This is a genomic window from Cupriavidus sp. GW823-FHT07B10, from assembly GCF_058794355.1.
This window is the reverse complement of record NZ_JBXAGS010000004.1, coordinates 430,206-455,905: the sequence shown is the minus strand read 5'-3', so window position 1 is coordinate 455,905 and position 25,700 is coordinate 430,206. Positions and strand designations below refer to the sequence as shown.

Sequence of the window (25,700 nt, the reverse complement as noted above, 5' to 3'; positions counted from 1 at the left end):
GCAATGACACTGCCGGGCGTCAGCTTCCTCGCGGCCGGTCAGAACCGATGCCGCATCCCCGTGGTAACCACCACCTGATCGCGCCCGGCGGAAGTCGGGTAGCCGAAAATCGCCGCCGTAGTCGCTTCGCCCATAGCACGCTGGTAGCGCCCGGTCAGGAAGATGTCAGTACGCCTGGACAGGAACTGGTCCACGAACAGCGGAACGGAAACGGACCAGGCTGCAGCCTCGGGCAGCCGGGGCCGCGAACAGCCTGGCGCGCAGCGCATCGAACTCGGCGCACTGTTGCCCCCGCCACGCACGGCGCGTGCTGTCGTCGATCCACGCGGCGTCCAGCCCGTTAAGCATGAACTCGCGCAGGTCGTCCAGGCCAAAGCCGAAATCGCGCACCATCATCCCCCGGGCCTGGCTGGCGGTGACGTGGTGCAGCACGGGGTCGTCGGTGTTGGGGTGCACACGCAAGCCCATGCCCGGCATATGGCGGATCGGGTGATCGAGCGCCCAGCGCTCGCGCGGCAGCGTGCGCAGGTAGTAGGAATTGGTCGGCACCACCGTGAAGACGATGCCGCGGTCCGCGCAACGCTGCGCGAACTCGGGGTTGTCAATGGCGGTGTAGCCATGGTCGATGCGATCCACTTGCAGCAGGTCCAGCGCGGTGGCCACATTGGTCCAGGGCGTGCCGAACTCGCCGGCGTGGGCAGTGGTCTTCAGCCCGGCGGCGCGGGCCTTGCGATAGGCCTCGGCGAACAGCTCGGGCGGCCGGTCATTCTCTCGATAGTCGATGCCGATGCCGATCACCTCGTCGCGGCGGTCGGCGATGACCCAGTCGACCATCTCGACCGCCTCGGCGGGATCGGCTTCGCGGTCGATCGACGGCACCAGCCGCCCCACGATGCCAAACCCTGCCTCGGCATCGACGATCGCGCGCACGATGGCTTCCATGGCGGCGCGGTACGGAATGCCGGACTGTCTGACGGTGCCGGTGGGGTTCCAGAAGAACTCGCTGTAGCGGATGCCTTCGGCCGCCGCGTCCTGCAGGTTGCAGTACAGCGAATCGCTCTACAGCCTGGTGTGCGCGGGGCTCGCGGTCGGTCTGCTGTCCCGGCTATACGCCCAGGGCATCAACGATGTGGCGCTGCGTGCCGTGCCCCTGGGCAGCCCCAGCTTCAAGCGCCGCGTGGCGTTGATGATGCGCAAGGAACCGGCGCCCAGGATGCCGGCGGCCGCCGACTGCTTCCGCTTCCTGTCCGGCGCGATCCGCTGCTGAGCGGCGCCCGTGCCGTCGCCAGGCCGGAAAAGATCAAGGTGTCAGATCCCCCTTCTTGGGGGGATTTGCGGTATTGAACTCTTGCGGTAGCCTTCAGCAACTCCCTCCGGGGACCAAATGCATCGCGCACTCAGGTGACACTGCGGCTCCTCGTGGCGCGCTATGTGTCGGATTACTTCCGGAATGGAAAAATCGTCACACTCGATTTTGACTACCCCGACCTGAAGTCCAAGCTCCTTGACAAGCTCAAGAAGTCGATCAAGGACGAGACGGTCTTGACGGCTGCGGATGCCCAGATCGACCAGCTTGCCAAGGACCTCGGACAGCGGCTGTGCCAGGAGGAAGGTAAGGTCACCTCCTGCCGGATCCTGGGCGTACTGGGCGAGCAGACGTTTGTGAGTCGTGCGGGCAAGAGCTATGGATTTCCAGGTCTGGCCGCCACGGTCGATCTGGCGGGGGACAAAAAGGTTTCAACAAACAAGATCGACCCCAATGCGGTGGTTTCTGACTTGGTGCGTGTCCTGTTCGAGGCGACGGGTGACGACCGCATCCGCGTCCCTGGGGCAAAAAATTCGTCCCTGTGCAGGGCCTCCGCTTCCATGTGTGCAGGCAAGGACAACACTGACAAGCTCAAGCAAGTGGACAATATCGGCGACCGCGCCGAGGCTGGCACGTTTGCAGCCGTTGGCATTGCGATTCGAGGTGGCTGGCTGTTCTCGATCAACAATGAGGCGCTAACCACTTCCATACAAACAGCAGTTGCCGTCGGCGTACGCAAAACCGCCGAAGGCGTGATGTGGTCGCGGCTCCAGAATTGTCCCGCCAATTTGGCCGCATTGGCATCCGTCGACGCGTCACCACGCACGGTCACATTGCGCCTGACGGAGTGATGCCGCACGCGGCAAGCAGGAAGGGAGGACTCCTTGCCTCCCCGCAGTTGCGGGTCGAGTCTAACCCGCAGCCGAAAACAATGCTAACGATGGATAGCCGCCTGCGTAAGCCTGAGAGCCGTCACTGCCCATCACGCAAATGAATGATTTCAACGCTCGACGGGCATTCGGACGATGTCAGGCCTGCAAATCGAATGATGCAGGTAGCTGCGTCGGGGTCTCCCTCAACGTATTTGTCCAGAGCATGACCGATTTTATTGGGAAATCTGACAGGGATGAGGCGGAGCCGCGCGAAATGCTCCTCCATCCGAGCTCGGACGAAATGTTCGGATGTGCCTAGACTTGTGTCACCCCAAAAAGTGTCATGAAAGACAAAGAGCTTTGAGAGTGCCAGGTCCCAAGGATTTACTGTGAAAGCCAGATCAACGGGGTGATTTCCCCACTTGTCATAGATGGCTTGGCCAACATGTCCGCTCCCCACTGCCGGCGCAAAGGCTGCGATCTTAATGCTACGAATATTGGGGTTGTCCAGCGGACGGACACGATTCTCCGGATCGTTTCCGAAATTGCGCTCATAAACAGGGTCGGCCACTGCTGAGAGGGCCACAGCCGTACCTCGCGAGTGCACAAGAAAGCGGAGATCGACAGGCTTCGAAAGCCGATTCAAGATGGGCCGCAAACCCCTCTGGCCAGCGTAGTTGGAGCTCAGAAGCGCATCCGGCCAGAAGGTAAGTCGCGTTTGCTCCGTCATGATCTCCGGGTTGCGCGTTCGAAGTCCGTCCCAGTAGACCTCAAGAATAACCGCCGGCTTTTCACTTCCAAGCAGATTACGGGAACCGCTGTACAGCCGTTGCGCGGATTCGAAGTCCTCATTGAAGCCATGCACCAGCACCAGGAGCGTGTCGCCAGCGGCAAGCTTCGAATTGAGCGCTGCAACAACGGCATCTTCCGCTTCCCGCCGTTGCTCTGGACCGTACAGTCGCCGACCGTGATCGCCATGTTCAAGAATGTCGCTCAGTGCAAAGTGAGAATTCACGCCCGGCGCCCGTTGCGGCCAGGGAATGCTGGAAGCGTCTCGGGGATAAACATCCCCAAGCTGGTCGAAAGCCACCCTCACGAGATTGCTGGAAGGCGCTGGCTCACCAGCCAACACATAGTCGCCGGGAGGCCGCACGTGCATGCCTCCGCATGCAGCGAGCAGCAGGCAACTGCAAATCGCCGTTATGAGCCTCTTCATAGAACTCTCCTTCCTCTTGATTTTTAGGGTTTTTTACACCAGCGCCCACGCGATAAAGGAAGCCGACCAGGCGACCGCCAGGGCAGAAGGAAGCCTGCGCGATGCTATCAAAAAGAACGCAGGATGTGCTGGGCACGCAATCCGCAGTCGCATCAATGAAGTCAGCAACAAAGGAATGGCGGGCTGCTGTCCATGCAGGGAACGCATAGGGGTCATCGGCCTTGTCGATGGATGGCGGGGCAAGCCTCCGGGCTTACCCGGAGACGCGCCGACTGCTATTTCGCGGTGCGGAATACTCCGCCGCTTTCCTTGACGATGCCGCGACGCCTATGCAAAAGTCGGTGAAAACGAACGATCGTGCGGGAATACTCCCGACACTCGTCACCGGGTCGCAACGCCGCCGTCCACGCCGACGCGGCCAAGTGCCCCGGCTTGCCGGGCGGCCAGCGCGCCGCATCGCACAGGAGACAACCATGCAGTACCTGCAACACGCATCTGCACACCCGCACCGTGACCGCCACGGCGCGCCCTGGGCCAGGCCATCCCGCCCGCGCATCACAGCGCGCGAGCCAGCGCTGCCGCCCGCCTGAGTTCCACCCCCGACTTCCTGACCGTGGCCGCGCCTGGCGCCGCCGCGACGGAACACGCACGGCCTTTGCCGCTGCGTGCCTGGTTTCCCGAACCGCACGAGGTACCCCTGTGGCATTGTTCCTTCAACAGTTCCTGAACGGCCTGACGCTGGGAGGCGTCTACAGCCTGGTGGCGCTTGGCCTGACGCTGGTCTACGGCATCCTGCACGTGCCCAACTTCGCGCATGGCGCCTTCTACATGGCTGGCGCCTATGTGTCGTACTTCCTGATGACATCGCTGGGCGTGAACTACTGGCTGGCGATGCTTGGCGCGGCGCTGGTGGTGGCCGTATTGTCGATGGCTGCCGACCGGCTGGTGTTCCACCCGCTGCGCAACTCGCCCGAGCTGCACGACATGATCGCCGCGATCGGCATCCTGCTGTTCCTGGAAGCCGGGGCGCAGGCGCTGTGGGGCGCGGACTTCCACCGCATGCCCACGCCCTATGGCCAGATCGTCGACGTGTTCGGGCTGACCGCGCCGCTGCAGCGCCTGCTGATCATCGGCGCCGCCTTTGCGCTGATGGTGCTGCTGCACCTGTTCCTGACGCGCACCATGACCGGCGCCACCATCATGGCCATGGCGCAGAACCGCGAAGGCGCCGCACTGGTCGGCATCGACGCCACCCGCGTGACGCTGCTGGTGTTTGCCATCTCCGGCGCGCTTGCCGCAATCGCCGCCACGCTCTACGCCCCGATCAACCTGGTCTACCCCAGCATGGGCAACCTGGTGATCACCAAGGCCTTCGTCATCATCATCCTGGGCGGCATGGGCAGCATCCCCGGGGCCATCGTCGGCGGGCTGATCATCGGCATGGCCGAGAGCTTCGGCGGCTTCTACGTTTCCACCGACTACAAGGACATCATCGCCTTCGTGCTGCTGGTGGTGATCCTGTCAATCCGGCCGCAGGGCCTGTTTGCCGGCAAGACGGCCTGAGGAGCACAACACAATGAAAGCACTGCAAGGAAAAACCGGCTGGACGCTGCTGCTGGCGCTGGCCATCGCCTTCCCGCTGATCACGCCCAACAGCTACTACCTGACCGTGATGACGCTGGCCTTCATCTATGCCATCGCCACGCTCGGGCTGAACCTGATCACCGGCTACACCGGGCAACTGAACCTGGCCCATGGCGGCTTCATGGCCATCGGCGCCTATACGCTGGGCATCCTGACGGTGGACCACCAGGTGCCGTTCTGGCTGGCCTTCGTGCTGGCCGGCGTGATCTGCATGGTGCTGGGCTATGTGATCGGCGTGGTGTCGCTGCGCCTGAAGGGCCATTACTTCTCGATCTTCACCATGTGCGTGGGCTACATCATCTACCTGCTGATCGAGAAGTGGGAAAGCCTGACGCATGGCACGGTGGGCCTGATCGGAATCCCGGTGCCGGCCGCGATCGGGCCGCTCAGCTTCGACAGCGTGCAGGCGCAGTACTACCTGGTGCTGTTCTTCCTGGCGGTCGGCACCTTCCTGATGCACCGCATCGTCACCTCGCTGCTGGGCCGCAGTTTCATGGCGGTTCGCAACAGCGACGCCCTGGCCGAGGCCCTGGGCATCAACCTGATGCGCACCAAGGTGCTGTCGTTCGTGCTGTCGGTGGGCTACGCCGGCTTTGCCGGTGCGCTGTACGCCGGGCAGGTGCGCTTCCTGGGGCCGGATATCGCGCGCACCGACCTGACCTTCGACATGGTGATGTCGATGCTGGTAGGCGGCATCGGCACCATCTTCGGGCCGCTGCTGGGCGCGGTGCTGGTGCCGTGGATCACGCAGTCGCTGCAGTTCATGCAGGACTACCGCATGCTGGTGTTCGGCCCGGTGCTGATCCTGCTGATCATCTTCGTGCCGGACGGCATCGTGGGTTCCTGGCTGAAGAAGCAGGCACGCAAGGCCGCGGCCGAACGGCGTGGCAAGCTGGCGGCGCAGTTCCCTGCACAACCCGTCACCGCTGTCCCGACCACCCGCGCCGGAGCCGACCATGCTTGAGATCCGCAACCTGACCAAGAAATTCGGCGGCCTGACCGCGGTGCACGATGTCTCGGTGACCTTCGAGCCAGGCCATATCAACGCCATCATCGGCCCCAACGGCGCTGGCAAGACCACCTTCTTTAACCTGGTGGCGGGCACGCATGCGCCCAGCTCCGGCCAGATCCTGTTCAAGGGCCAGGACGTGGCCGGCCTGCGCGCCGACCAGATCGCGCGCCTGGGCGTGGCCCGCACCTTCCAGGCCACGGCGCTGTTCGACCGCGCCACGGTGCTCGACAACCTGATCGTCGGCCACCGCCTGCGCACCCACTCGGGCCTGCGCGACGTGCTGTTCAACACGCGCCGCCTGCGCGAGGAAGAGCGTTTGTGCCGCGACAAGGCCGAAGCGGCGCTGGACTTCGTCGGGCTGTCGCACCTGGCGCATGAGGTCGCCGCCGATATCACGCAAGAGGCGCGCAAACGGGTGGCCTTTGCGCTGGCGCTGGCGACCGACCCGGAACTGCTGCTGCTCGACGAACCCGCTGGCGGCGTGAACCCGGAAGAGACCGTGGGCCTGGCCGAGCTGATCCGCAAGATGGTGCGCCATGGCAAGACGGTCTGCCTGATCGAACACAAGATGGACATGATCATGCGCCTGGCAGACAAGATCATGGTGCTGAACTACGGCGAGAAGATTGCCGAAGGCACGCCCGCGCAGATCCAGCAGGATCCGCATGTCATCGAGGCCTACCTGGGAGCCGACCATGTTGCAGCTTGAACGCGTCTCGCTGTCGTACGGCAGCTTCCGCGCCCTCGACAACATCACCCTGCACGCCGGCGCCGGCGAGCTGGTGGTGCTGCTGGGCGCCAACGGCGCCGGCAAGAGCTCGATCTTCCTGGCGATGAGCGCGATCCACCGCATCAGCGGCGGCAGCATGCGCTTCGATGGGCGCGAGCTGTCGGGCATGAAGCCGTCGCAGATCGTGCAGGCCGGGCTGGTGCACTGCCCGGAGGGCCGCAAGCTGTTCCCGGCGATGAGCGTGGAGAAGAACCTGGTGCTGGGCGCCTACGTGCACCGGCGCGATGGTGCGGGCATCCGCAAGACGCTGGAAGAGGTCTATGAACTGTTCCCGATCCTGCGGCAGAAGAAGGACGACCCGGCCGGCTCGCTGTCCGGCGGGCAGCAGCAGATGGTGGCGCTGGGCCGCGCCCTGATGAGCCGCCCGCGCGCGCTGTTGCTGGACGAACCGTCGCTGGGGCTGGCGCCGCTGGTGGTCAAGCAGATGTTCGAGATCATCCAGCGCATCAACCGTGCCGGCACCACCGTGCTGCTGGCCGAGCAGAACGCCTACGCAGCGCTGGGCATCGCGCATCGCGCCTATGTGATCGAGAGCGGGCGCATCGTGATGGAGGGGGATCGGGATACGTTGCTGAAGGATGAGGGGATTCGGAAGGCGTATATCGGGGGGTAGGTTCAGAGGAGCCGGCCTCGCGACAGCAAAACACAACCAGACCTAGCAAGCGCAGTACTTTCAGGAGACATAGCAATGCAAAGCAACATCATGCGCCGTATCTTCCCGCTGGCCGCCACCGCCGTGGCCGCCATGCTGGCCTCTGGCGCCGCATTGGCGCAGGAAGTGGTCAAGATCGGCTATACCGGCCCGCTGTCCGGCGGCGCCGCGCTGTATGGCAAGAACGTGCTGTCGGGCGTGCAGATGGCGGTGGACGAGATCAATGCATCCGGCCTGGAAGTCAAGGGCAAGAAGGTCAAGCTGGAGGTGGTGGCGCTGGACGACAAGTACTCGCCCGCCGAGGCCGCCATCAACGGCCGCCGCCTGGTGCAGCAGCACAAGACCCCGGCGGTGTTCGTCCCGCATTCGGGCGGCATCTTCGCGCTGCAGGCCTTCAATGAGCAGGAGAAATTCCTGGTGATGGCCTACTCCAGCGTGCCGCGCATCACCGACGCCGGCAACAAGCTGACCATCCGCATCCCGCCCGCGTACACGGGCTATATCGAGCCCTTCGTCAAGGCACAGATGAAGCGCTACGGCAAGAACGTGGCGCTGGCCCCGGCCGACCACGACTACGCCAAGGCCTGGGTGCAGGCCTTCGTGCCGGCGTGGGAATCGGCCGGCGGCAAGGTGGTGGCCAACAATCCGATGTCGTACACCAAGGCCACAGACTTCTACAGCGGCGTGTCGCGCGCGATGAGCGAGAAGCCGGACGTGATGTTCGTCGGCGGCCCGTCGGAACCGACCGCACTGGTGGTCAAGCAGGCGCGCGAACTGGGCTTCAAGGGCGGCTTTATCGTGATGGACCAGGCCAAGATGGACGAGATGGCCAAGGTCACCAACGGCCTGGGCATGCTCGAGGGTTCCATCGGCGTGCTGCCGCTGGTCAACGACAGCCGCCCCGCCGCGCAGAACTTCAACGCCAAGTACAAGAAGCTGCATGACGGGCGCGATGCCACCACCGAGATGTCGCTGAACTACACCATGGTGTACGCGCTGGTCGGTGCGATGAAGCTGGCCGGCACCACCAGCGACGCGGCAGCGATCCGGGCGAAGATGCCCGACGCGGTCAAGGGCCTGGCCAAGGAGGTCAACCCCAACGAAGTCGACGGCATCGACGCCAAGGGCGGTTCGATGGCCGACACCATCGTCGGCTGGGTGCAGAACGGCAAGATTTCGCAGGTCCGGCTGTCGGAGCTGGCGAAGTAAGCCAGGCCGCGGCGGCGCCCGCGCGGCACCGCGCAAGAACAAACCCCGGCAGGCCGCGAGGCCTGCCGGGGTTTCTGCCTTCCGGGCTCCGTCAAGCGGGCCGTGCTACTGCCGGCGATCGCCGTCGCGCCCGTTGCGCGCCTCCATCTGGCCGCGTTAGTTCTGGGCGCGCTGTTGCTGCTGCTGGCGCTGCTGCTCCATCTGCTGCCGCTGGCGCTCCTGCATCTGCCGTTGCTGGTCCTGCTGGTGCCGCTGCTGCTCCTGCATTGCACGTTGCTGCTCCTGCATGTGGCGCTGCTGCTGTTCCGCCTGCTGGCGCTGCATGGCCTGCTGCCGTTGCTGCTCCTGCATCTGCCGTTGCTGCTCCTGCATCTGCCGTTGCTGCTCCTGCATCTGCCGCTGCTGCTCCTGCATCTGGCGTTGCTGTGTCATCTGCTGGCGCTGGGCCGCCTCGGCCTGCCGCTGCTGCGCCTCCTGCATTTGCCGCTGCTGCTCGAAACGCTGGCGCTGCATCTCCTGGCCCTGCCGCTGCTGCTCGGCCATCTGGCGCTGGCGCTCCGCCTGCTGGCGCTGCTGGTCGGCGGCCTGGCGTTGCTGGGCTTCGGACTGGCGCTGCTGCTCCATCTGCTGGCGCTGGATGTCTTGCGCCTGGCGTTGCCGCGATTCCTGCATCTGCCGCTGCTGCTGGGCTTCGGACTGACGCTGTTGCTCCATCTGCTGGCGCTGGGCGTCTTGCGCCTGGCGCTGCCGCGATTCCTGCATCTGCCGTTGCTGCTGGGCCTCCTGCATCTGGCGCTGTTGCTGGGCATCCTGCATCTGCCGTTGCTGCTCAAAGCGCTGCCGCTGCATTTCCTGCGATTGCCGCCCCGGATCGGGACGGTCCTGCCCATCCGCCCACTGGCGCTGCTGCATGCGCTGCTGATCCTGCTGGCGTTGCTGGTCGCGGGCCTGGTCCTGCCACTGGCGTTGCTGGGCGTCGCGTTGCCGGGCCTCCTGCTGTTGCCGCTGCAGATCAGGCGCCTGCCGCTGCTGCTCGCGCAGCGCGCGCTGCTGTTCCCGCTGCTGTTCCATCTGCTGGCGCTGCAAAGCCTGCTGCGGTTCGCGCTGCATGCCCTGCGCCTGCCGTTGCGGGTCCGCCGGTCCGCCCGGCTGGCCAACCAAGCCGCGGGCTTCGTCGGGCCGGCTGCTCTGGCCGCGGCCGTTGCCGCGCCAGGGTTCGCCCGGAGCGTTCGAATAGTTGCGATCACCGCGATCGCCACGTGCGGGGCCATCGGCATCGCCGCGGCCGGCGCGCGGCTGCGACGGCGCCTGGTCGCGCGCGGCGATGGCCGCCTGGCTCATGCGCACATCGGGCGCCCGCTGCACGTCGCGCCCGGGCCGCCGCTCATTGCCGCCGCGCCAGGCCGGGCCGGCGCCGGGCACAACCCCGCCCTCGCGCGCGAAGCGGCGGGCCAGGTCGTCCGTGGCGGGCCGGCCCGGCGGGCGGGCGGCGATGGCCTGGCGCTCGAAGCCATGGCGGGCCTGCGGCGGCAGCGGCCGCATCGGGGCCGATCCCACCAGGCTGCCCTTGACCGGCGCCACCGGCGGCGCCCCCCTGGCCTCGCCTGCCGGCAGGCTGCGCCATTCGTCGCGATGCATGCCGCGCACCGGGCGGCCTTCGACGAAATTGCGTGCCGGCATGCCGGTGATGGCGCCGGGCACGTTGCGGTTGGCGTAAGGCGGAGGCCGGCGGTCGCCCATCACGAAGTTGTTCACGGTGACGCGATTGATGCGGGCGACATAGGTCGGGCTGGCGCGATAGACCGGCCGGTACGCGTCATGCGGCCCCAGCGGATACCAGGCCACGCCCGGCCCGCTGCCAACGCGCACGCTCCAGTTCGGGCCGCTAACGCCGACAAAGGCCACCACCGCGGGGGCGTAGCACGGGCGCACGCGCGGGCCCGGCACCCAGCCCCAGCGCGAGCCCACATAGGCCCAGCGGCCGTAGTGCGAAGGCGCGAAGCCCCAGGGCGCGTCGTCGATCCAGGTCCAGCCCCACGGCGCGATCCAGGCCCAGTGCCCGGCGCTGTACGGCGCCCAGCCGGCGCTGACCACGTGCGGGAACCAGACCGCGCCGTAGCCGGGGTCTTCCTGCCAGTCGCCGTAGCCGTCCAGCGCGGCGTAGCCCGGCATCTCGCGCGGCACGTAGCGGGCGGACGGCGAGGCGTCTTCGCGCGCGTCGCGGGCCGCGGTCCAGCGGTCGAAGGCGTCTTCCGGCGCGCCGCCGCCACCGGCGTCGGCCAGGTCGGTGCCGGCAAAGCGCATGCGGTCGCCGCGCTGCAGCTCGATCGAGCGGCTGTCGCCGTAGACCACGGCGCTGCCGTGGCGCATGGTCACGGTGGTGGTGCTGCCGTCAGGCGCCACGTCCAGCCGGTAGTCGCCCGGCTCGCGCGGCACGAAGGCCAGGTTGGGGGTGTCGACCTCGACCGTCTGGCCCGGCGGCAGCGCGCGCACGCGCAGCTGCAGCGTGCCCTGGGTCAGCTTGACCTGCGTGGCGCTGTCGTCCAGGTTCAGGATGCTGGCCGCGGTGGCACCGCCCAGCCGGACCGCCACCGTGCCGGCATGCACCTCGGCACGGCCGCCGTGGTCAAGCCAAAGCCGGTCGCCGGTGGTGAAGGGCCGGTTCAGGCCTGCGGCAGCCCAGTCGTCCGAGCCTGCCGGCGCAAAGCTGAGATTGCCGTCGACGGCGGTCAGCGTGGCAATGCGCGAGGAAGGATCGGCTTGCTGGAATGGGGCATCAGCCCCCGGCGCATCAAGATAGGCCTCGCCGGGGGGGCCGGCGGGCACCTGGGCCAGTGCAGCAGCCGCCACCGCCAGGCCGGCGGCTGCGGCCAGGGCCGTCAGCGCCAGCCTGCCACGGCGTTGGCCACGAGCAGGGCGGACAGATTGGGAAGGATCGAACATGGAAGTCAGGACCGGGACAATACGCATAACGCACCGGGGTGGCCGGCCGATGTCAGCTGCAACCCTAATGTCACCATACATTGCCTCGGAGGCCGCGGCACGCGCGGCGCGGCAGACTTTGTAAGTTCGTATTTCGCCATGCGGCCATGCTGCGCAGGCAGGACCGCTATGCCAGGCAGGCTGCGGGCGGGCGGGGGGTCAGCGGGTGCCCGGGACGGGCAGGCTCGCCGTCAAAGGTGGAAACAACTTCCCTGACAGGGCGGGGACGAAACGGGGGCAGGGGCGGCTCAGCGGCCGGACTGCTGGCGCAGCATTTCGGTCAGGCGCTCGGCCGGCATCGGGCGGCCGTACAGGTAGCCCTGCGCCTCATGGCAGCCGTTGGCCAGCAGGAAGTCGCGCTGCTCGGGCGTTTCCACGCCTTCGGCGACCACGCCAATGTGCAGGCTTGCGCCCACGCTGATCACCGAGCGCACGATGGCGGCATCGACCGGGTCTTCGGTCACGTTGCGGATAAAGGACTGGTCGATCTTGAGCCGGTCCACCGGGAACGACTTCAGGAAGCTGAGCGAGGCATAGCCGGTGCCGAAGTCATCGCAAGTCAGCGTCACGCCGTCGCGGCGCAGCGCCTGCAGCTGGTCTGCGACCTCGTCGCCCTGCTGCAGCGCGATGGTTTCGGTGATCTCGATCTCCAGGCAGTCCGGGGCCAGTTCCAGCGCGCGCAGCACGTGGCGCACCTCGGTCAGCAGCCGGCTTTCGGACAGCTGGGCCGCGAACAGGTTGATCGCCACCCGCGGCGGCTGGGGAAAGGCCAGCGACCACGCGCGCGCCTGGGCGCAGGCGGTCTGCAGCAGCCACATGCCGACATCGCTGGCGATGCTGCTGCCGGCCAGCGCGTCGATGAAGGCGGCCGGCGCCAGCAGGCCGCGGGTCGGATGGCGCCAGCGCATCAGCGCCTCGGCACCGTGCACGCGGCCGTCGCGCAGGTCGACCTGCGGCTGGTACAGCAGCTCGAACTGGCGCTGGGCATAGGCTTCGTGCAACGCCTGCACCAGCGACAGCCGCGTGGTCACGTCCGAGCGCATCTGCGGCTTGAAGAAGCGGATGGTGCGGCCGCCGTCGTGCTTGGCGCGGGCCAGCGCCAGGCTGGCCGCGGCCAGCACGTCTGACCCCTGTTCGCCGGCGGCGGGGATCACGCAGGCGCCGATGCTGGCCAGCACATGGTGGCGGCCACCCGCGTTCTCATGCGGGGAGGACAGCATCGAGAGGATCGCCGCGCCGACATGGCGCACCAGCGTGGGATCCGCAATGGAGGGAAGCAGCACACCGAACTCGTCGCTGCCAATGCGGCCGATGGCAGCGTCGCGCGGCGAGGCGTCGCGCAGGCGGCGGGCCACGCGCTGCAGGATCAGGTCGCCTTCGGCATGCCCGTGCATGTCGTTGAAGGCGCGGAAATCGTCAATGCCGATCAACAGCAAAGCACAGCGGGGCACCGCCTCGCTCTGCAGGCGTGCCTCCAGCCGCTTCAGAAATCCCTGGCGATTGTCAACGCCGGTCAGCGGATCGAGATCCGAGCCTGGCGAGGCGCCAGTCGCCTTCGCCCCCGACTTGGCCACCATCCCTGCCCCATCTGTAATTGTCGACATTGTTACCCGCTAGCAATTTAGCAAGTGTGACGAAAACTTGGAAAAAATCAAGCAGTTCCGATTGTGGCGGGAATGGCTATGCACCCGCGCAACGGCGCCGCATTGCGCGTTGAATCGGGTCCCGGCTTACAGTACCCTACCGCGCGTCGAGGCCGCCCGCCGCCGCCGCGCTGCCCCTTGCTACCCCGAGAGGCGCCCCTGAGGCGGCTTTGCGGGGAATGGCCGCTCCTGAACAAGAACATCACCGGGACCACACCGTGAACGAATGGACCATCCGCACGCGCATCCTGGCAAGCTTTTCGCTGATCCTGCTTGTCATGGCGCTGATGGGCGTTGTCTCCTACACCCGCCTGAGCGCCATTGAGCGCGAAACCACGCTGATGCTGAAGGACGCGCTGCCCGGACTGAACCACAGTACCGGCATCCGCGGCATCTGGGGCGAGCGCTACGTGCTGGCGTGGCAGACCATCAATGCCGCCGACGAGGCCGAGCGGCGCAGCTTCCAGCAACAGGGCCAGGACGCCGCAAGCCGGCTCGACAAGGTCGAGCAGCAGTACGAGACCTCAATCACGCGCGACGAAGACCGCGCCGCCTTCAGGGCCTATCGGGACGTGCGCGCGCAATACGAACAGGCAGCCCAGATCCTGACCCGGACGGGCGAGTGGAACGGCGCCGCCGCCTCAGCCGCGTTGCGCGGCACCGTGCATGACCGCTGGATCGAGGCGCGCAAGGCCGCCCAGCACCTGGTGGACGACAACAGCGCGGTCAATGCGCGGGCGGCGCGCGGCATCGACGACGCCGTCAATGCCGCCAAGATCGGCATCGAAGCGGCACTGATCGTGGCCCTGGTGGTCGCCATCGTCTGCGGCTACCTGCTGCTGCGCGCGATCACAGTGCCGATGCAGTCGATCGTCAACCTGCTGTCCGGCATCCGCGGCGGCGACCTGCGCCTGCGCATGGCGCTGCGCCGCAAGGACGAATTCCAGGAAGTGGAGGCAGGTTTCAACCAGATGACGGGAGAGCTGACCTCGCTGGTGGGCCAGGCGCAGCGCACCGCGATCCAGGTCACCACCTCGGTCAACGAGATCGCCGCGACGGCGCGCCAGCAGCAGGCCACCGCCACCGAGACCGCCGCCACCACGACCCAGATCGGCGCGACCTCGCGCGAGATCTCGGCCACCGCGCGCGACCTGGTGCGCACCATCCATGAAGTCTCCAGCGCCGCCGAGCAGGCGGCCGGGCTGGCCGGCACCGGCCAGGTCGGGCTGTCGCGCATGGAAGGCACCATGCAGCATGTGATGGACGCCGCCGGCTCGGTCAATGCCAAGCTGGCCACGCTCAACGAAAAGGCCAGCAATATCAACCAGGTCGTGACCACCATCGCCAAGGTGGCCGACCAGACCAACCTGCTGTCGCTGAACGCCGCGATCGAGGCCGAGAAGGCCGGCGAATACGGCCGCGGCTTTGCCGTGGTGGCGACCGAGATCCGCCGCCTGGCCGACCAGACCGCGGTGGCCACCTACGATATCGAGCAGATGGTGCGCGAGATCCAGTCGGCGGTGTCGGCGGGCGTGATGGGCATGGACAAGTTCTCGGAGGAAGTGCGCCGCGGCATGTCCGAGGTCACGCAGGTCGGCGACCAGCTGTCGCAGATCATCGCGCAGGTGCAGTCGCTGGCGCCGCGCGTGCTGATGGTCAATGAAGGCATGCAGGCCCAGGCCGGCGGCGCCGAGCAGATCAACCAGGCGCTGATGCAGCTGTCCGAGGCCGCGCAGCAGACCGTGGAGTCGCTGCGCCAGTCGAGCCAGGCGATCGACGAACTGACGCTGGTGGCCAACGACCTGCGCAGCGGCGTCTCGCGCTTCAAGGTCTAGGGCCTGCGCCCCGCCGCCATGAAACTTTTCCTGCTGTTCCGCCTCGGCGCTGACCACTATGCGCTCGATGCCGCCGAGGTGGCCGAGGTGCTGCCGCTCACGCGGCTCAAGCAGATCCCCGGCGCGCCGGCCTGGGTGGCGGGCCTGATGGAGCGCCGCGGCCAGCCGGTGCCGGTGATCGACCTGCCGGCGCTGGCCACCGGCGTGCCGGCGGCGCTGCGCACCAGCACGCGCACGGTGCTGGTCCACTACCGCCGCCATGGCGGCGAGGCCGGCCGGCTGCTGGGCCTGCGCCTGGAATCGGCCACCCAGACGCTGCGCTGCCCGGTGAAATCGTTTGTCGACGGCGGCATCGCCGGAGCCAGCCCGCGCTACCTTGGGCCGGTGCGGCACGACGCGCGCGGCCTGCTGCAGTGGGTGCGGGTCGATGCCCTGCTGCCGGACGACGTCCATGCCATGCTGTTTGCCGACACCTCCGGGGAGGCCGCGGCATGAGCACTGCCACGCACATCGAGGCCCTGCTCAAGGCCCGCATCGGCCTGGACGCCGGCGCCATCGGCACCGGCGCGGTAGCACGCGCCGTGCGTGAGCGCCAGCAGGCACGGCAGGCGCCGGACACCCAGGCCTACTGGGACTTGCTGCACGGCACCGCCGATGAATTCCAGGCCCTGATCGAGGCCGTGGTGGTGCCCGAGACCTGGTTCTTCCGGCATCGCGAAGCACTGCTGGCGCTGGGCCGCCTTGCCGCCGAGCGCGCCTTTGCCGACGGCAGGCGCACCCTGCGCGTGCTGAGCCTGCCCTGCTCCACCGGCGAAGAGCCCTACTCGATCGCCATGGCCATGCTCGATGCGGGCGTGCCGGCGGGCCGCTTTGCCATCGATGCGGTGGACATCAGCGCCCGCGCGCTGGCCCGCGCACGCCAGGGCGAATACGGCGCAAACGCGTTTCGCAGCGCGCCGCTGGATTTCCGCGACCGCTATTTCACGGCCACGCCCAGCGGCTATGTGCTGGATGCACGCGTGCGCGCACAGGTGCGGCTGCTGCAGGGCAACCTGGTCGATCCCGGCCTGCTGGCCGGCGAGCGGCCCTATGACTTCGTGTTCTGCCGCAACCTGCTGATCTACTTCGACGCGCCGGGGCAGCGGCATGCGGTGCAGACGCTGGCGCGGCTGGCCGCTGCCGACGGCATTCTCTTTGTCGGGCCGGCCGAGGCCAGCGTGCTGAGCGCGCAGGGCCTGGAGCCGGTCGGCCTGCCGCTGACCTTTGCCTTCCGCAAGCCGTCCGCCGTGCCCGCCGCCAGGGCGGCGCCGCGTGCGCCCGTGCACGCGGCCCAGCCGCCGCGCATGGCCGCACCGCCACGGCTGCCGCGGCCGCCTGCCTCGATGCGGCCCGTCCCGGTCACGCCCCCGCCCCTGCGGCCCGCAGCGCCCGCGCCTGGCAACGATCAGCGCGCCGCGCTGGCTGCCATTGCCGCCCAGGCCGACCGCGGCGAGCTGGAGGCTGCCACCGCAGCCTGCCTGGCGCTGCTCGAGCGCACCGCGGATGCCAACGCCGACGCCTATTGCATGCTGGGTGTGCTGCACGACGCCGCGCGCCGCGCCGCGCAGGCCCATGCCGCCTACCGCAAGGCGCTGTACCTGGACCCGGCGCACCAGGAAAGCCTGTACCACCTGGCCGCGCTGCTCGATACCGAAGGCGATCACGCTGGCGCCATGCACCTGCGCCAGCGCGCGCAACGCCACACCCGCAAGCACCATGGCTGAGTCCCCAGGCATTCTCCGGCGCACCGAAAACGTCGACGACTGCTGGCGGCGCATCGGCGTGCGCGGCGACGGCTCGTGCCCCGCCCTGGCCGAGCACGCGCACTGCCGCAACTGCCCCACCTACGCCCGGGCCGCGGCCATGCTGCTGGACGCGCAACGGCTGGACGTAATTCCGGAGGCACTGCCCGATGCCGCCACGTTCACCGACGATGACGGGGCCTTGCCGGCAGAACGCGGCACCGCGCTGGCCTGCCTGGTGTTCCGCATCGGCGATGAGTGGCTGGCCTTGCCAACCGCAGCGCTGAGCGAAGTCACCGCCCCCTGCCCGATCCATTCGCTGCCGCACCGGCGCGATGCCGCCGTGCTGGGGCTGGCCGCGGTGCGCGGCAACCTGCTGGCCTGCCTGTCGCTGGCCCGGCTGTTCGACGCGGGCGCCGGTGAAAGTGCCAGCGGCAGCCGTTTCCTGATCCTCGGGCAGGGCCGCGCCGCGATCGCGCTGCCGGTGGCCGAGGTGTCTGGCATCGCCCGCGTGCCGCAGCCCGCGCTGCAGCCGCTGCCCGCCACCCTTGCGCGAGCCTCGGCGCGCTACACGCAGGCGCTGTTCCTCGACCAGGGCCGCAGCGTCGGGCTGCTCGATGCCGCACTGGTACGCCAGGCGCTGGCCAGGAGCCTGGCATGAATTCCGAGCAACTGCGCGACGCCTCGCTGCTGGAACTGTTCGCGCTCGAGGCCGATGCCCAGGCCGAAGTCCTCAATGCCGGCCTGCTGGCGCTGGAGCGCAACCCGGCAGCCGCCGAGCAGCTCGAAGCCTGCATGCGTGCCGCCCACTCGCTCAAGGGCGCGGCCCGCATCGTCGGGCTCGATGGCGGCGTGCGCGTAGCACACGCCATGGAAGACTGCCTGGTCGCCGCACAGGGCGGCATGCCGCTGACCGCCGCGCATATCGACGCGCTGCTGCAAGGCACCGACCTGCTGCTGCGCATCGGCCATCCGCCCGGCGGCAATCCGGGCTGGGCCGAGCACGCGGGCCGCGCCGAGATCGATGCAGTGGTGCAGCGGCTGGGCACGGTCGATGGCGGTGCCGCGGCGCCGGTCGTGCAGGCACAGCCAGCGCCGGCCCCGTTACCGGAACCAGCGCCCGCGATACCGGCGCCGCCGGCACCGGCAGACGACACACAGGAGCGCATGCTGCGCGTGAATGCCGACGCGCTTGACCAGTTGCTGGCGCTGTCCGGCGAGGCCATGGTCGAGTCGCACTGGCTGCGCCCCTTCGGCACCTCGCTGCAGAAGGCAAGGCGGCAACAGGCACGCGCACTGCGCGCCGTCGATGCGCTGCAGCAAGCCTTGCAGGACGGCAACGCGGGCGCGGCTGCGCACACCGCGCTGGCAGAACTGCGCCAGCTGCTGGACGAAAGCCACGATCAGCTGGCCGCGCGGCTGGAAGAGTTCGAACAGTACGATCACCGCGCCACGCGGCTGGCACGCCGGCTCTATGACAGCGCGCTGGCCTCGCGCATGCGCCCGCTGGCGGACGCGCTGACCGGCTATGCGCGCATGGTGCGCGACCTCGGGCGCGCGCTCGGCAAGCCGGTGCACCTGGACCTGATCGGCGCCGGCACCCAGGTGGACCGCGATATCCTGGAAGCACTGGACGCGCCGCTGGCGCACCTGCTGCGCAACGCGGTGGACCACGGCATCGAAGCGCCCGAGGTGCGCGCGGCGCAGGGCAAGCCGGCGGAAGGCCGCGTCACGCTGCAGGCGCGCCACAACGCGGGCCGCCTGGTGATCGAAATCTTCGACGACGGCGCCGGCGTCGACCTGGAAGCCCTGCGCCACGCCATCGTGCGGCGGCGGCTGGCGTCCGCAGAGACCGCGGCACGGCTGTCGCAGGCAGAGCTGCTCGACTTCCTGCTGCTGCCGGGCTTCAGCATGCGCGACTCGGTCTCCGAGGTCTCCGGCCGCGGCGTGGGCCTCGATGCCGTGCAGGAGATGGTGCGCCGCGTGCGTGGCAGCCTGCGCCTGACGCAGCAGCCGGGCCAGGGCCTGCACTTCCGGATGGAGTTGCCACTGACGCTGTCGGTGGTGCGCGCTCTGCTGGTGGAGGTCGCGGGCGAAGCCTATGCCTTCCCGCTGGGCCGCGTGCTGCGCGCGGCCTCGGTGGCGCGCAGCGAGATCGAGCAGACCAAAGGGCACCAGCATTTCCGCCACGAAGGCCGCGCCATCGGGCTGGTCAGCGCGGCGCAGGTGCTGCAACGCCCCGAGGCTGACGCTGCCAATGCGCACGCGCAAGTGCCAGTGGTGGTCATCGGCGAGGCCGAGCGCATCTATGGCATTGCCGTCGACCGCATGCTGGGCGAGCGCCTGCTGGTGGTGCAGCCGCTGCCGGCGGCACTGGGCAAGGTCCGCGACATCGCCGCCGGCAGCCTCACCGACGACGGCACGCCGGTGCTGATCTTCGATGTCGAGGACGTGATCCGCTCGGTCGAGAAGCTGGTCTCCGAGGGCCGCATCGAAGGCGTGCGGCAGGCGGCCGTGGCCAGCGTCCAGGCGCGCGCGCGGCGCGTGCTGGTGGTGGATGACTCGCTCACCGTGCGCGAGCTGCAGCGCAAGCTGCTGGCCGGGCGCGGCTATGACGTGGCGGTGGCGGTCGACGGCATGGACGGCTGGAATGTGCTGCGCGCCGAGCCCTTCGACCTGGTCATCACCGATATCGACATGCCGCGCATGGACGGCATCGAGCTGGTGCGCCGGATCCGGCAGGACGCCGCGCTGCGGCAGCTGCCGGTGATGGTGGTGTCGTACAAGGACCGCGAACAGGACCGCCAGCGCGGGCTCGAGGCCGGCGCGGACTATTATCTGGCCAAGGGCAGTTTCCACGACGCCGCGTTGCTCGACGCGGTCCATGACCTGATCGGCGAGGCACGCCCATGAAGATCGGCATCGTCAATGACTCGGCGCTTGCGGTAGCCGCGCTGCGCCGCGCGCTTGCGCTGGATCCGTCGTTCGAGATCGCCTGGGTCGCCGGCGACGGCGAACAGGCGGTGCAGATGGCCGCGCGCCAGACCCCGGACCTGATCCTGATGGACCTGCTGATGCCGGTCATGGACGGCGTCGAGGCGACCCGGCGCATCATGTCCGCCACCCCCTGCGCCATCGTGGTGGTGACCATGGACCTGGGCCGCAATGCCTCGCAGGTGTTCGACGCAATGGGCCACGGCGCCATCGACGCGGTCGACACCCCCACGCTGGTCGAGCCCGACGCCCAGCTTGCCGCCGGGCCGCTGCTGCGCAAGCTGCGCAATATCGGCCGCCTGCTGGCCGGCCGCGTGGCCCCGCAGCATAGGCTGACGGCAGCGCCGCGCGCAGTGGCCGCACCACGGCTGGTGGCGATCGGCGCCTCGGCCGGCGGCCCGGCCGCGCTGGCCACGCTGCTGGGCGCGCTGCCGGCGGACTTCGGCGCCGCGGTGGTCACCGTGCAGCATGTGGACGAAGCCTTTGCCGCCGGCATGGCCGACTGGCTCGACGGACAGTGCAAGCTGCCGGTGCGCATTGCCCGCGCCGGCGACGCGCCCCAGGCCGGCACGGTGCTGCTGGCCGGCACCAACGACCACCTGCGCCTGGCCAGTCCCACGCGCATGGCCTACTCCGAACAGCCCTGCGACTACCTGTACCGCCCCTCCATCGATGTGTTCTTTGAAAGCGTGGTGGAGCACTGGCGCGGCGACGTGATCGGCGTGCTGCTCACCGGCATGGGCCGCGACGGCGCGCTGGGGCTGAAGGCGATGCGCGAGCGCGGCTTCCTGACCATCGCCCAGGACCGCGCCACCAGCGCCGTGTACGGCATGCCCAAGGCCGCCGCAGCCATGGGCGCGGCCGCGGAGATCCTGCCGCTGCCGCGCATTGCGCCGCGGCTGGTGCAGGCATGCGGCGGCACCGTGCCGCTTTGACCCGATGCAATACGTCGCGGCCGGCACCGGGACCGCGACACCCAGGAACTGAACATGCAACCCGAATTACCCAACCGACCCGCAGCGCCTGCGGCCGACAAGGACTACCTTGCCATGGTGCTGCTGGTGGACGACCAGGCCATGGTCGGCGAAGCGGTGCGCCGCGCGCTCTCCACCGAAGCCGACATCGACTTCCACTACTGCGCGCAGCCCGACGAGGCCGTGGCGGTGGCGCAGCGGACCAAGCCCACCGTGATCCTGCAGGACCTGGTGATGCCGGGCGTGGACGGCCTGACGCTGGTGCAGCGCTATCGCGAGAACCCCGCCACGCGCGACATCCCCATCATCGTGCTTTCGACCAAGGAAGATGCCGCGACCAAGGGCGCGGCATTTGCCTCCGGCGCCAACGACTACCTGGTCAAGCTGCCCGACAGCATCGAGCTGATTGCGCGCATCCGCTACCACTCGCGCTCCTACCTGAACCAGCTGCAGCGCGACGAAGCCTATCGCGCGCTGCGGCAAAGCCAGCAACAACTGCTGGAAACCAACCTGGAGCTGCAGCGGCTGACCAATTCAGACGGCCTGACCGGCTTGTCCAACCGGCGCTATTTCGATGAATACCTCGGCGCGGAATGGCGCCGCGCGCTGCGCGAGCAAACCCAGGTGGCGCTGCTGATGATCGACGTCGACGCGTTCAAGGCCTACAACGGCACCTACGGCCACGTCGCCGGAGACGAGGTGCTGCGCCGCGTGGCCGCCGTGATCCGCGACAATTGCGTGCGCCCCACCGACCTGCCCGCGCGTTTTGGCGGAGAGGAATTCGCCATGGTGCTGCCGGCGACCTCGCCGGGCGGCGTGCGGCTGCTGGCCGAAAAGGTGCGGCGCGCAGTGCAGGGGCTGGCCATTGCCCACGGCGGCTCCCCCACCGCCGACTGCGTCACCGTCAGCATCGGCGGCGCCGTGCTGGTGCCCCAGCCTGACCAGGCGCCGAACCAGGTAGTGGAAGCCGCTGATGCAGGCCTCTACCAGGCCAAGCGCAATGGCCGCAACCAGGTGATGATGGCGCAAGGCTGAGTCACTGCAGCAGCACAGCCGCAACAACCAGTTACACACTGGCGGCCACCGGCCAACCGGGCCACCAGCCCGGCCAACGTCCCGCCAGGCCCCGCACCTGCGGGCCTGGCCGGCCCCGCCACGCACGCGCGCGTCACCGCTTGTCGGAATTGTCCGACATGCGATTCGGAGCCCCGCGCCTGTCTCGCCCCTGGGTTGATACCTATCGTTGCATCACGACAGGTGCAATCGCTGCGCCTGCAACAACAGACAGCCAACTGGCCACGCGACCGGCGCGCCCCCGCGCGGGCATGGGCCAGATCGTCTCTGACTCCTCCAACAGCAAGAGGTGACCCATGTTCCGATCCAAGACCCTGTTTATCGGCCTCGCGTTAGCTGCCACTGCAGTCCTGACTGCCTGCGGCGGCGGTGATGACGGCATCGACGACCGCATCGGGCTGAGCAAGCCGACGATCCGCGTGATCCACGCCATCACCGGCGGCCCGAACGTCGACGTGCTGCAGAACGGCACCCTGACCAGCTTCGTGAACAAGCCTTACAAGTTCGTCTCGACCTACTTCAATGTCGAAACCGGCAACCAGCTGATCTCCTTCAACACGGCTGGCACGCAGACGGAACTGGGCCGCGCCACCCTGACCGCCGCCACCGGCCACAAATACACCGTGGTCGCGCTGCCGGGTGCGAGCTCCGCTGAAACGCTGACGATCGACGATCCGTTCGAGAAGGGCCTGCTGTCGCACAAGGCACGCGTGCGCAGCCTGAACGCCTCGTTCAACGCGCAGAACATTGACATCTACCTGACCTTGCCGGCCATCGACCTGAACTCGGTGGGCCCGACCTTCGCCAACGTGGGCTACAAGCAGGCTGTGCCAGCCTCGGGCACCGACTCGATCGACGTGGATGGCAACACCACCTACCGCCTGCGCATCACCACCGCGGGGACCAAGACCGTGATCTTCGATTCCGGCGCACTGACCCTGGCCAACAACGCTGACTGGCTGATCACCACGATCCCGGTGGATGGCATTGCCGGCCTGACGCCGAACAAGATCAAGGTGCTGGTGGCACGCGGCGATGATGAGTCGCAAGCTGGTCTTGAACTCGTAACGCAGTAACAGCGTGCTTGCAGCTGCCTGCGGCAGGCGGGCAGCATGCAGAAGGCCGGTCCGATGGGCCGGCCTTTTTTGTCTGACGGGTGGCAGCTGACTGCCCCTACTCTTCTGCCCCCGGCTCCAGCTCCGCCTTCAGCACCGCCAGGTGCGACATATAAGCCTCCAGCTCCGCCCGCCCCTGCTCGGTGATGCAATAGACGCGGCCACAGCCTTCAACCAGCTCGGCAGTAATGGCCCGCGCCATCATCAGGCTGCGCAGGATCGGCCGCAACGAGCGGATATTCTTGTCGATGCCGCGCTCGCGCAGCCGGTCGACCAGGCTCAGGACCGTGGACGGGCTCGACTGGACCAGCTTGAGCACATGGATGCGTGAGAAAAGCCGGTCAAAGATGGGCGGTTTCATGGGCGCTGTCGGCGCACCCGATGGTGCGGGAATCCTGATCATCATGCGCAGCCCATGACTGCTGCCGCAGTCGGGCGCTCTCTGGTCTTGATGGCGGGCGGATACGCGATCGGCCCGCGAAAGCAAACGGGGTGCGCGAAGGCACCCCAAATGCTTGCATTGCGTGCGCCGGCCGGCATCAGACAGGCCGGCGCCCTTCCGGGGAGCGCGCGTGGCGCTATTCTTCCTGGAACGCTTCTTCGCGCTTGGCCTTGATCGAGGGCAGCGCCACTACTGCAACCAGGGCAGCGGCTGCGATCAGCAGTCCGACCGACAGCGGCCGGGTCACGAACACGGTGAAGTCACCACGCGACAGCAGCAGCGTGCGGCGGAAGTTCTCTTCCATCATCGGCCCCAGCACGAAGCCGAGCAGCAGCGGAGCGGGTTCGCAGCGCAGCTTCAGGAACAGGTAGCCGATGATGCCGAAGCCGGCGGCCATGAACACGTCGAAGGTCTGGTTGTTGACCGAGTACACGCCAATGCCGCAGAACACCAGGATCGCCGGGTACAGGAAGCGGTACGGCACGGTCAGCAGCTTCACCCAGATGCCGATCATTGGCAGGTTCAGGATGATCAGCATCAGGTTGCCGATCCACATCGAGGCGATCAGGCCCCAGAACAGCGCCGGGTTGCTGGTCATCACCTGCGGGCCGGGCTGGATGTTGTGGATGGTCATCGCACCCACCATCAGCGCCATCACCGCGTTGGGCGGAATGCCCAGCGTCAGCAGCGGGATGAACGAGGTTTGTGCCGCGGCGTTGTTGGCAGACTCCGGACCTGCCACGCCTTCGATCGCGCCCTTGCCGAATTCATGTGCGTACTTGGAGGTCTTCTTCTCCAGCGAGTACGCCGCGAACGAGGCCAGCGCCGCGCCACCACCGGGCAGGATGCCAAGCGCGGAGCCCAGCGCGGTGCCGCGCAGCACAGCCGGGATCATGCGCCTGAAGTCTTCCCTGGTCGGGAACAGGTTGGTCACGCGGTTGGTGAAGGTCTCGCGCGCTTCCTTCTGCTCCAGGTTGGCGATGATCTCGGCAAAGCCGAACATGCCCATGGCCAGCGCCACGAAGTCGATGCCGTCGGTCAGTTCCGGCACATCGAATGAGAAGCGCGCCGCGCCCGAGTTCACGTCGGTGCCGATCAGGCCCAGCAACAGCCCCAGCACGATCATCGAGATCGCCTTGGGCAGCGACCCCGAGGCCAGCACCACGGCGCCGATCAGGCCCAGCACCATCAGCGAGAAGTATTCGGCAGGGCCGAACTTGAATGCCAGTTCAGACAGCGGCGTGGCAAAGGCTGCCAGGATCAGGGTGGCCACGCAGCCGGCAAAGAACGAGCCCAGGCCGGCGGTGGCCAGCGCCACCCCCGCTCGTCCTCGCCTTGCCATCTGGTAGCCGTCGATGGTGGTCACCACCGATGACGATTCGCCAGGCAGGTTGACCAGGATGGCGGTGGTCGAACCGCCGTACTGGGCGCCGTAGTAGATGCCGGCCAGCATGATCAGCGCGGCCACCGGCGGCAGCGTGTAGGTGATCGGCAGCAGCATGGCGATGGTGGCCAGCGGCCCCAGGCCCGGCAGCACGCCGATCAGGGTACCCAGCACGCAGCCCAGGAAGGCGTAGGCCAGGTTCTGCAGCGACAGGGCCGTGGAAAAGCCCAGCGCAAGGTGATCAAACAATTCCATGGTCGGCGCTCCTTAACCGGTGATAAAGGCCGGCCACACCGGCATCTGCAGGTTGATGCCGTAGACGAATGCGCCAAGGCTGATCAGCACCAGCACCACGGCGTTGAGCAGCGCGCCCTTCCAGCTGAATTCATGGCTGGCCATCGACGACACCATCACCAGCACGAACACCGACAGCACCATGCCCAGCGGCTTGAGCAGCAGGCCGAACAGCACCACCGAACCGAGGATCCACAGCAGCGTCTTCAGGTCCCAGCGCGCCAGATGGTCTTCCTCGCCCTTGGGCGACAGCGAGGACAGCAGCACCACCGCCCCCAGCACTGCCAGCACCAGTCCCAGCAGGAATGGAAAATATCCGGGTCCCATCTTCGCGGCCGTTCCCATGGAATAGCCGCGAGCGACCCAGGAAAAGCCCAGACCGACCAGAACGAACATCAGGCCGGAGGCAAAGTCCTTTTGGCTGCGTATGCGCAAAACGATTCTCCTCAAAGTTCACGAAATGCCATGCCGGGGACGCACT

The 25,700-nt window shown here is 67.8% G+C and carries 21 protein-coding genes and 1 pseudogene; 15 read left to right on the top strand and 7 right to left on the bottom strand.

Translation table 11 applies throughout. The features are described 5' to 3' along the window. Positions 1-165 precede the first annotated feature (165 nt). Positions 166-1,038 (bottom strand): annotated as a pseudogene (locus AC1Q6V_RS12165) (adenosine deaminase family protein); the annotation flags it as partial. Between AC1Q6V_RS12165 and AC1Q6V_RS12160 the strand changes: the two are divergent. Both AC1Q6V_RS12160 and AC1Q6V_RS12155 read left to right on the top strand, forming a co-directional pair. After that, positions 1,013-1,267: a type 2 periplasmic-binding domain-containing protein gene (locus AC1Q6V_RS12160; protein ID WP_439669278.1), complete on the top strand. Its 255-nt coding sequence runs from the start codon at positions 1,013-1,015 to the stop codon at positions 1,265-1,267. The pseudogene AC1Q6V_RS12165 and the gene AC1Q6V_RS12160 sit on opposite strands and share 26 nt — an antisense overlap. A 134-nt stretch (positions 1,268-1,401) precedes the next feature. Further along, on the top strand, positions 1,402-2,157 hold the full coding sequence (locus AC1Q6V_RS12155) for a hypothetical protein (RefSeq protein ID WP_454750805.1): 756 nt from the start codon (positions 1,402-1,404) through the stop codon (positions 2,155-2,157). 121 nt (positions 2,158-2,278) lie between these two features. On the opposite strand, the gene AC1Q6V_RS12150 is transcribed toward AC1Q6V_RS12155, so the two are convergent. Then, complete coding sequence (locus tag AC1Q6V_RS12150; protein WP_454750804.1) at positions 2,279-3,394, bottom strand: hypothetical protein; 1,116 nt, start codon at positions 3,392-3,394, stop codon at positions 2,279-2,281. Between the two features lie 699 nt (positions 3,395-4,093). Here AC1Q6V_RS12150 and AC1Q6V_RS12145 point away from each other — a divergent pair. From AC1Q6V_RS12145 to AC1Q6V_RS12125, 5 genes are all read left to right on the top strand, one after another. Beyond that, positions 4,094-4,957 (top strand): branched-chain amino acid ABC transporter permease, encoded by an 864-nt coding sequence (locus AC1Q6V_RS12145; protein ID WP_010812722.1) that lies wholly within the window; start codon positions 4,094-4,096, stop codon positions 4,955-4,957. Between the two features lie 13 nt (positions 4,958-4,970). Beyond that, positions 4,971-6,002 carry a branched-chain amino acid ABC transporter permease gene (locus AC1Q6V_RS12140; protein WP_439672053.1) on the top strand — a complete coding sequence of 344 codons (1,032 nt, stop codon included), beginning with the start codon at positions 4,971-4,973 and terminating at the stop codon, positions 6,000-6,002. After that, positions 5,995-6,759, top strand: coding sequence for an ABC transporter ATP-binding protein (locus tag AC1Q6V_RS12135; protein WP_035824305.1), 765 nt, complete (start codon positions 5,995-5,997; stop codon positions 6,757-6,759). Before AC1Q6V_RS12140 ends, AC1Q6V_RS12135 begins: the two co-directional genes overlap by 8 nt. Further along, the gene (locus tag AC1Q6V_RS12130) at positions 6,746-7,453 is read left to right on the top strand and encodes an ABC transporter ATP-binding protein (protein ID WP_010812719.1); all 708 of its coding nucleotides are present in this window, start codon (positions 6,746-6,748) and stop codon (positions 7,451-7,453) included. Before AC1Q6V_RS12135 ends, AC1Q6V_RS12130 begins: the two co-directional genes overlap by 14 nt. Positions 7,454-7,528: 75 nt before the next feature. Further along, positions 7,529-8,701: an ABC transporter substrate-binding protein gene (locus AC1Q6V_RS12125; protein WP_454750803.1), complete on the top strand. Its 1,173-nt coding sequence runs from the start codon at positions 7,529-7,531 to the stop codon at positions 8,699-8,701. Positions 8,702-8,857: 156 nt separating this feature from the next. Here AC1Q6V_RS12125 and AC1Q6V_RS12120 read toward each other — a convergent pair whose 3' ends face one another. Together AC1Q6V_RS12120 and AC1Q6V_RS12115 are read right to left on the bottom strand one after the other, a co-directional pair. After that, positions 8,858-11,644, bottom strand: coding sequence for a DUF6600 domain-containing protein (locus AC1Q6V_RS12120; RefSeq protein ID WP_492350765.1), 2,787 nt, complete (start codon positions 11,642-11,644; stop codon positions 8,858-8,860). A gap of 287 nt (positions 11,645-11,931) precedes the next feature. Further along, positions 11,932-13,260 (bottom strand): putative bifunctional diguanylate cyclase/phosphodiesterase, encoded by a 1,329-nt coding sequence (locus AC1Q6V_RS12115; RefSeq protein WP_010811092.1) that lies wholly within the window; start codon positions 13,258-13,260, stop codon positions 11,932-11,934. A 245-nt stretch (positions 13,261-13,505) separates the two neighbouring features. On the opposite strand from AC1Q6V_RS12115, the gene AC1Q6V_RS12110 reads away from it, so the two are divergent. From AC1Q6V_RS12110 to AC1Q6V_RS12075, 8 genes are all read left to right on the top strand, one after another. Beyond that, positions 13,506-15,161: a methyl-accepting chemotaxis protein gene (locus AC1Q6V_RS12110; protein ID WP_011617610.1), complete on the top strand. Its 1,656-nt coding sequence runs from the start codon at positions 13,506-13,508 to the stop codon at positions 15,159-15,161. Between the two features lie 18 nt (positions 15,162-15,179). Next, on the top strand, positions 15,180-15,656 hold the full coding sequence (locus AC1Q6V_RS12105; protein WP_010811090.1) for a chemotaxis protein CheW: 477 nt from the start codon (positions 15,180-15,182) through the stop codon (positions 15,654-15,656). Continuing rightward, positions 15,653-16,924 carry a CheR family methyltransferase gene (locus AC1Q6V_RS12100; protein WP_454750801.1) on the top strand — a complete coding sequence of 424 codons (1,272 nt, stop codon included), beginning with the start codon at positions 15,653-15,655 and terminating at the stop codon, positions 16,922-16,924. Before AC1Q6V_RS12105 ends, AC1Q6V_RS12100 begins: the two co-directional genes overlap by 4 nt. Further along, a complete protein-coding gene (locus AC1Q6V_RS12095; protein ID WP_454750800.1) occupies positions 16,917-17,603 on the top strand; it encodes a chemotaxis protein CheW in 687 nt (228 codons plus the stop codon). The genes AC1Q6V_RS12100 and AC1Q6V_RS12095 overlap by 8 nt, the downstream gene beginning before the upstream one ends. Beyond that, complete coding sequence (locus AC1Q6V_RS12090) at positions 17,600-19,855, top strand: hybrid sensor histidine kinase/response regulator (RefSeq protein ID WP_454750799.1); 2,256 nt, start codon at positions 17,600-17,602, stop codon at positions 19,853-19,855. The genes AC1Q6V_RS12095 and AC1Q6V_RS12090 overlap by 4 nt, the downstream gene beginning before the upstream one ends. Further along, entirely contained in the window at positions 19,852-20,871 is a 1,020-nt protein-coding gene (locus AC1Q6V_RS12085; RefSeq protein ID WP_010811086.1) for a chemotaxis response regulator protein-glutamate methylesterase, read from the top strand. Before AC1Q6V_RS12090 ends, AC1Q6V_RS12085 begins: the two co-directional genes overlap by 4 nt. Positions 20,872-20,925: 54 nt before the next feature. Beyond that, the gene (locus AC1Q6V_RS12080; protein ID WP_454750798.1) at positions 20,926-21,945 is read left to right on the top strand and encodes a diguanylate cyclase domain-containing protein; all 1,020 of its coding nucleotides are present in this window, start codon (positions 20,926-20,928) and stop codon (positions 21,943-21,945) included. A gap of 335 nt (positions 21,946-22,280) precedes the next feature. Continuing rightward, on the top strand, positions 22,281-23,060 hold the full coding sequence (locus tag AC1Q6V_RS12075; protein ID WP_010811084.1) for a DUF4397 domain-containing protein: 780 nt from the start codon (positions 22,281-22,283) through the stop codon (positions 23,058-23,060). Between the two features lie 97 nt (positions 23,061-23,157). Here AC1Q6V_RS12075 and AC1Q6V_RS12070 read toward each other — a convergent pair whose 3' ends face one another. The 3 genes from AC1Q6V_RS12070 to AC1Q6V_RS12060 form a co-directional block, all read right to left on the bottom strand. Continuing rightward, positions 23,158-23,460: a helix-turn-helix transcriptional regulator gene (locus tag AC1Q6V_RS12070; RefSeq protein WP_010811083.1), complete on the bottom strand. Its 303-nt coding sequence runs from the start codon at positions 23,458-23,460 to the stop codon at positions 23,158-23,160. Positions 23,461-23,677: 217 nt separating this feature from the next. Then, positions 23,678-25,180 carry a tripartite tricarboxylate transporter permease gene (locus tag AC1Q6V_RS12065; RefSeq protein WP_010811082.1) on the bottom strand — a complete coding sequence of 501 codons (1,503 nt, stop codon included), beginning with the start codon at positions 25,178-25,180 and terminating at the stop codon, positions 23,678-23,680. A 12-nt stretch (positions 25,181-25,192) separates the two neighbouring features. Beyond that, positions 25,193-25,654: a tripartite tricarboxylate transporter TctB family protein gene (locus AC1Q6V_RS12060; protein WP_010811081.1), complete on the bottom strand. Its 462-nt coding sequence runs from the start codon at positions 25,652-25,654 to the stop codon at positions 25,193-25,195. Between the last annotated feature and the right edge of the window lie 46 nt (positions 25,655-25,700).

Coding starts and splice junctions, on each gene's coding strand:
- AC1Q6V_RS12160 (WP_439669278.1), top strand. CDS start 1,013: ATGCCTTCGGCCGCCGCGTCCTGCAGGTTGCAGTACAGCGAATCGCTC.
- AC1Q6V_RS12150 (WP_454750804.1), bottom strand. CDS start 3,394: ATGAAGAGGCTCATAACGGCGATTTGCAGTTGCCTGCTGCTCGCTGCA.
- AC1Q6V_RS12140 (WP_439672053.1), top strand. CDS start 4,971: ATGAAAGCACTGCAAGGAAAAACCGGCTGGACGCTGCTGCTGGCGCTG.
- AC1Q6V_RS12135 (WP_035824305.1), top strand. CDS start 5,995: ATGCTTGAGATCCGCAACCTGACCAAGAAATTCGGCGGCCTGACCGCG.
- AC1Q6V_RS12130 (WP_010812719.1), top strand. CDS start 6,746: ATGTTGCAGCTTGAACGCGTCTCGCTGTCGTACGGCAGCTTCCGCGCC.
- AC1Q6V_RS12125 (WP_454750803.1), top strand. CDS start 7,529: ATGCAAAGCAACATCATGCGCCGTATCTTCCCGCTGGCCGCCACCGCC.
- AC1Q6V_RS12120 (WP_492350765.1), bottom strand. CDS start 11,644: ATGTTCGATCCTTCCCAATCTGTCCGCCCTGCTCGTGGCCAACGCCGT.
- AC1Q6V_RS12115 (WP_010811092.1), bottom strand. CDS start 13,260: ATGGTGGCCAAGTCGGGGGCGAAGGCGACTGGCGCCTCGCCAGGCTCG.
- AC1Q6V_RS12110 (WP_011617610.1), top strand. CDS start 13,506: ATGGCCGCTCCTGAACAAGAACATCACCGGGACCACACCGTGAACGAA.
- AC1Q6V_RS12105 (WP_010811090.1), top strand. CDS start 15,180: ATGAAACTTTTCCTGCTGTTCCGCCTCGGCGCTGACCACTATGCGCTC.
- AC1Q6V_RS12100 (WP_454750801.1), top strand. CDS start 15,653: ATGAGCACTGCCACGCACATCGAGGCCCTGCTCAAGGCCCGCATCGGC.
- AC1Q6V_RS12095 (WP_454750800.1), top strand. CDS start 16,917: ATGGCTGAGTCCCCAGGCATTCTCCGGCGCACCGAAAACGTCGACGAC.
- AC1Q6V_RS12090 (WP_454750799.1), top strand. CDS start 17,600: ATGAATTCCGAGCAACTGCGCGACGCCTCGCTGCTGGAACTGTTCGCG.
- AC1Q6V_RS12085 (WP_010811086.1), top strand. CDS start 19,852: ATGAAGATCGGCATCGTCAATGACTCGGCGCTTGCGGTAGCCGCGCTG.
- AC1Q6V_RS12080 (WP_454750798.1), top strand. CDS start 20,926: ATGCAACCCGAATTACCCAACCGACCCGCAGCGCCTGCGGCCGACAAG.
- AC1Q6V_RS12075 (WP_010811084.1), top strand. CDS start 22,281: ATGTTCCGATCCAAGACCCTGTTTATCGGCCTCGCGTTAGCTGCCACT.
- AC1Q6V_RS12070 (WP_010811083.1), bottom strand. CDS start 23,460: ATGAAACCGCCCATCTTTGACCGGCTTTTCTCACGCATCCATGTGCTC.
- AC1Q6V_RS12065 (WP_010811082.1), bottom strand. CDS start 25,180: ATGGAATTGTTTGATCACCTTGCGCTGGGCTTTTCCACGGCCCTGTCG.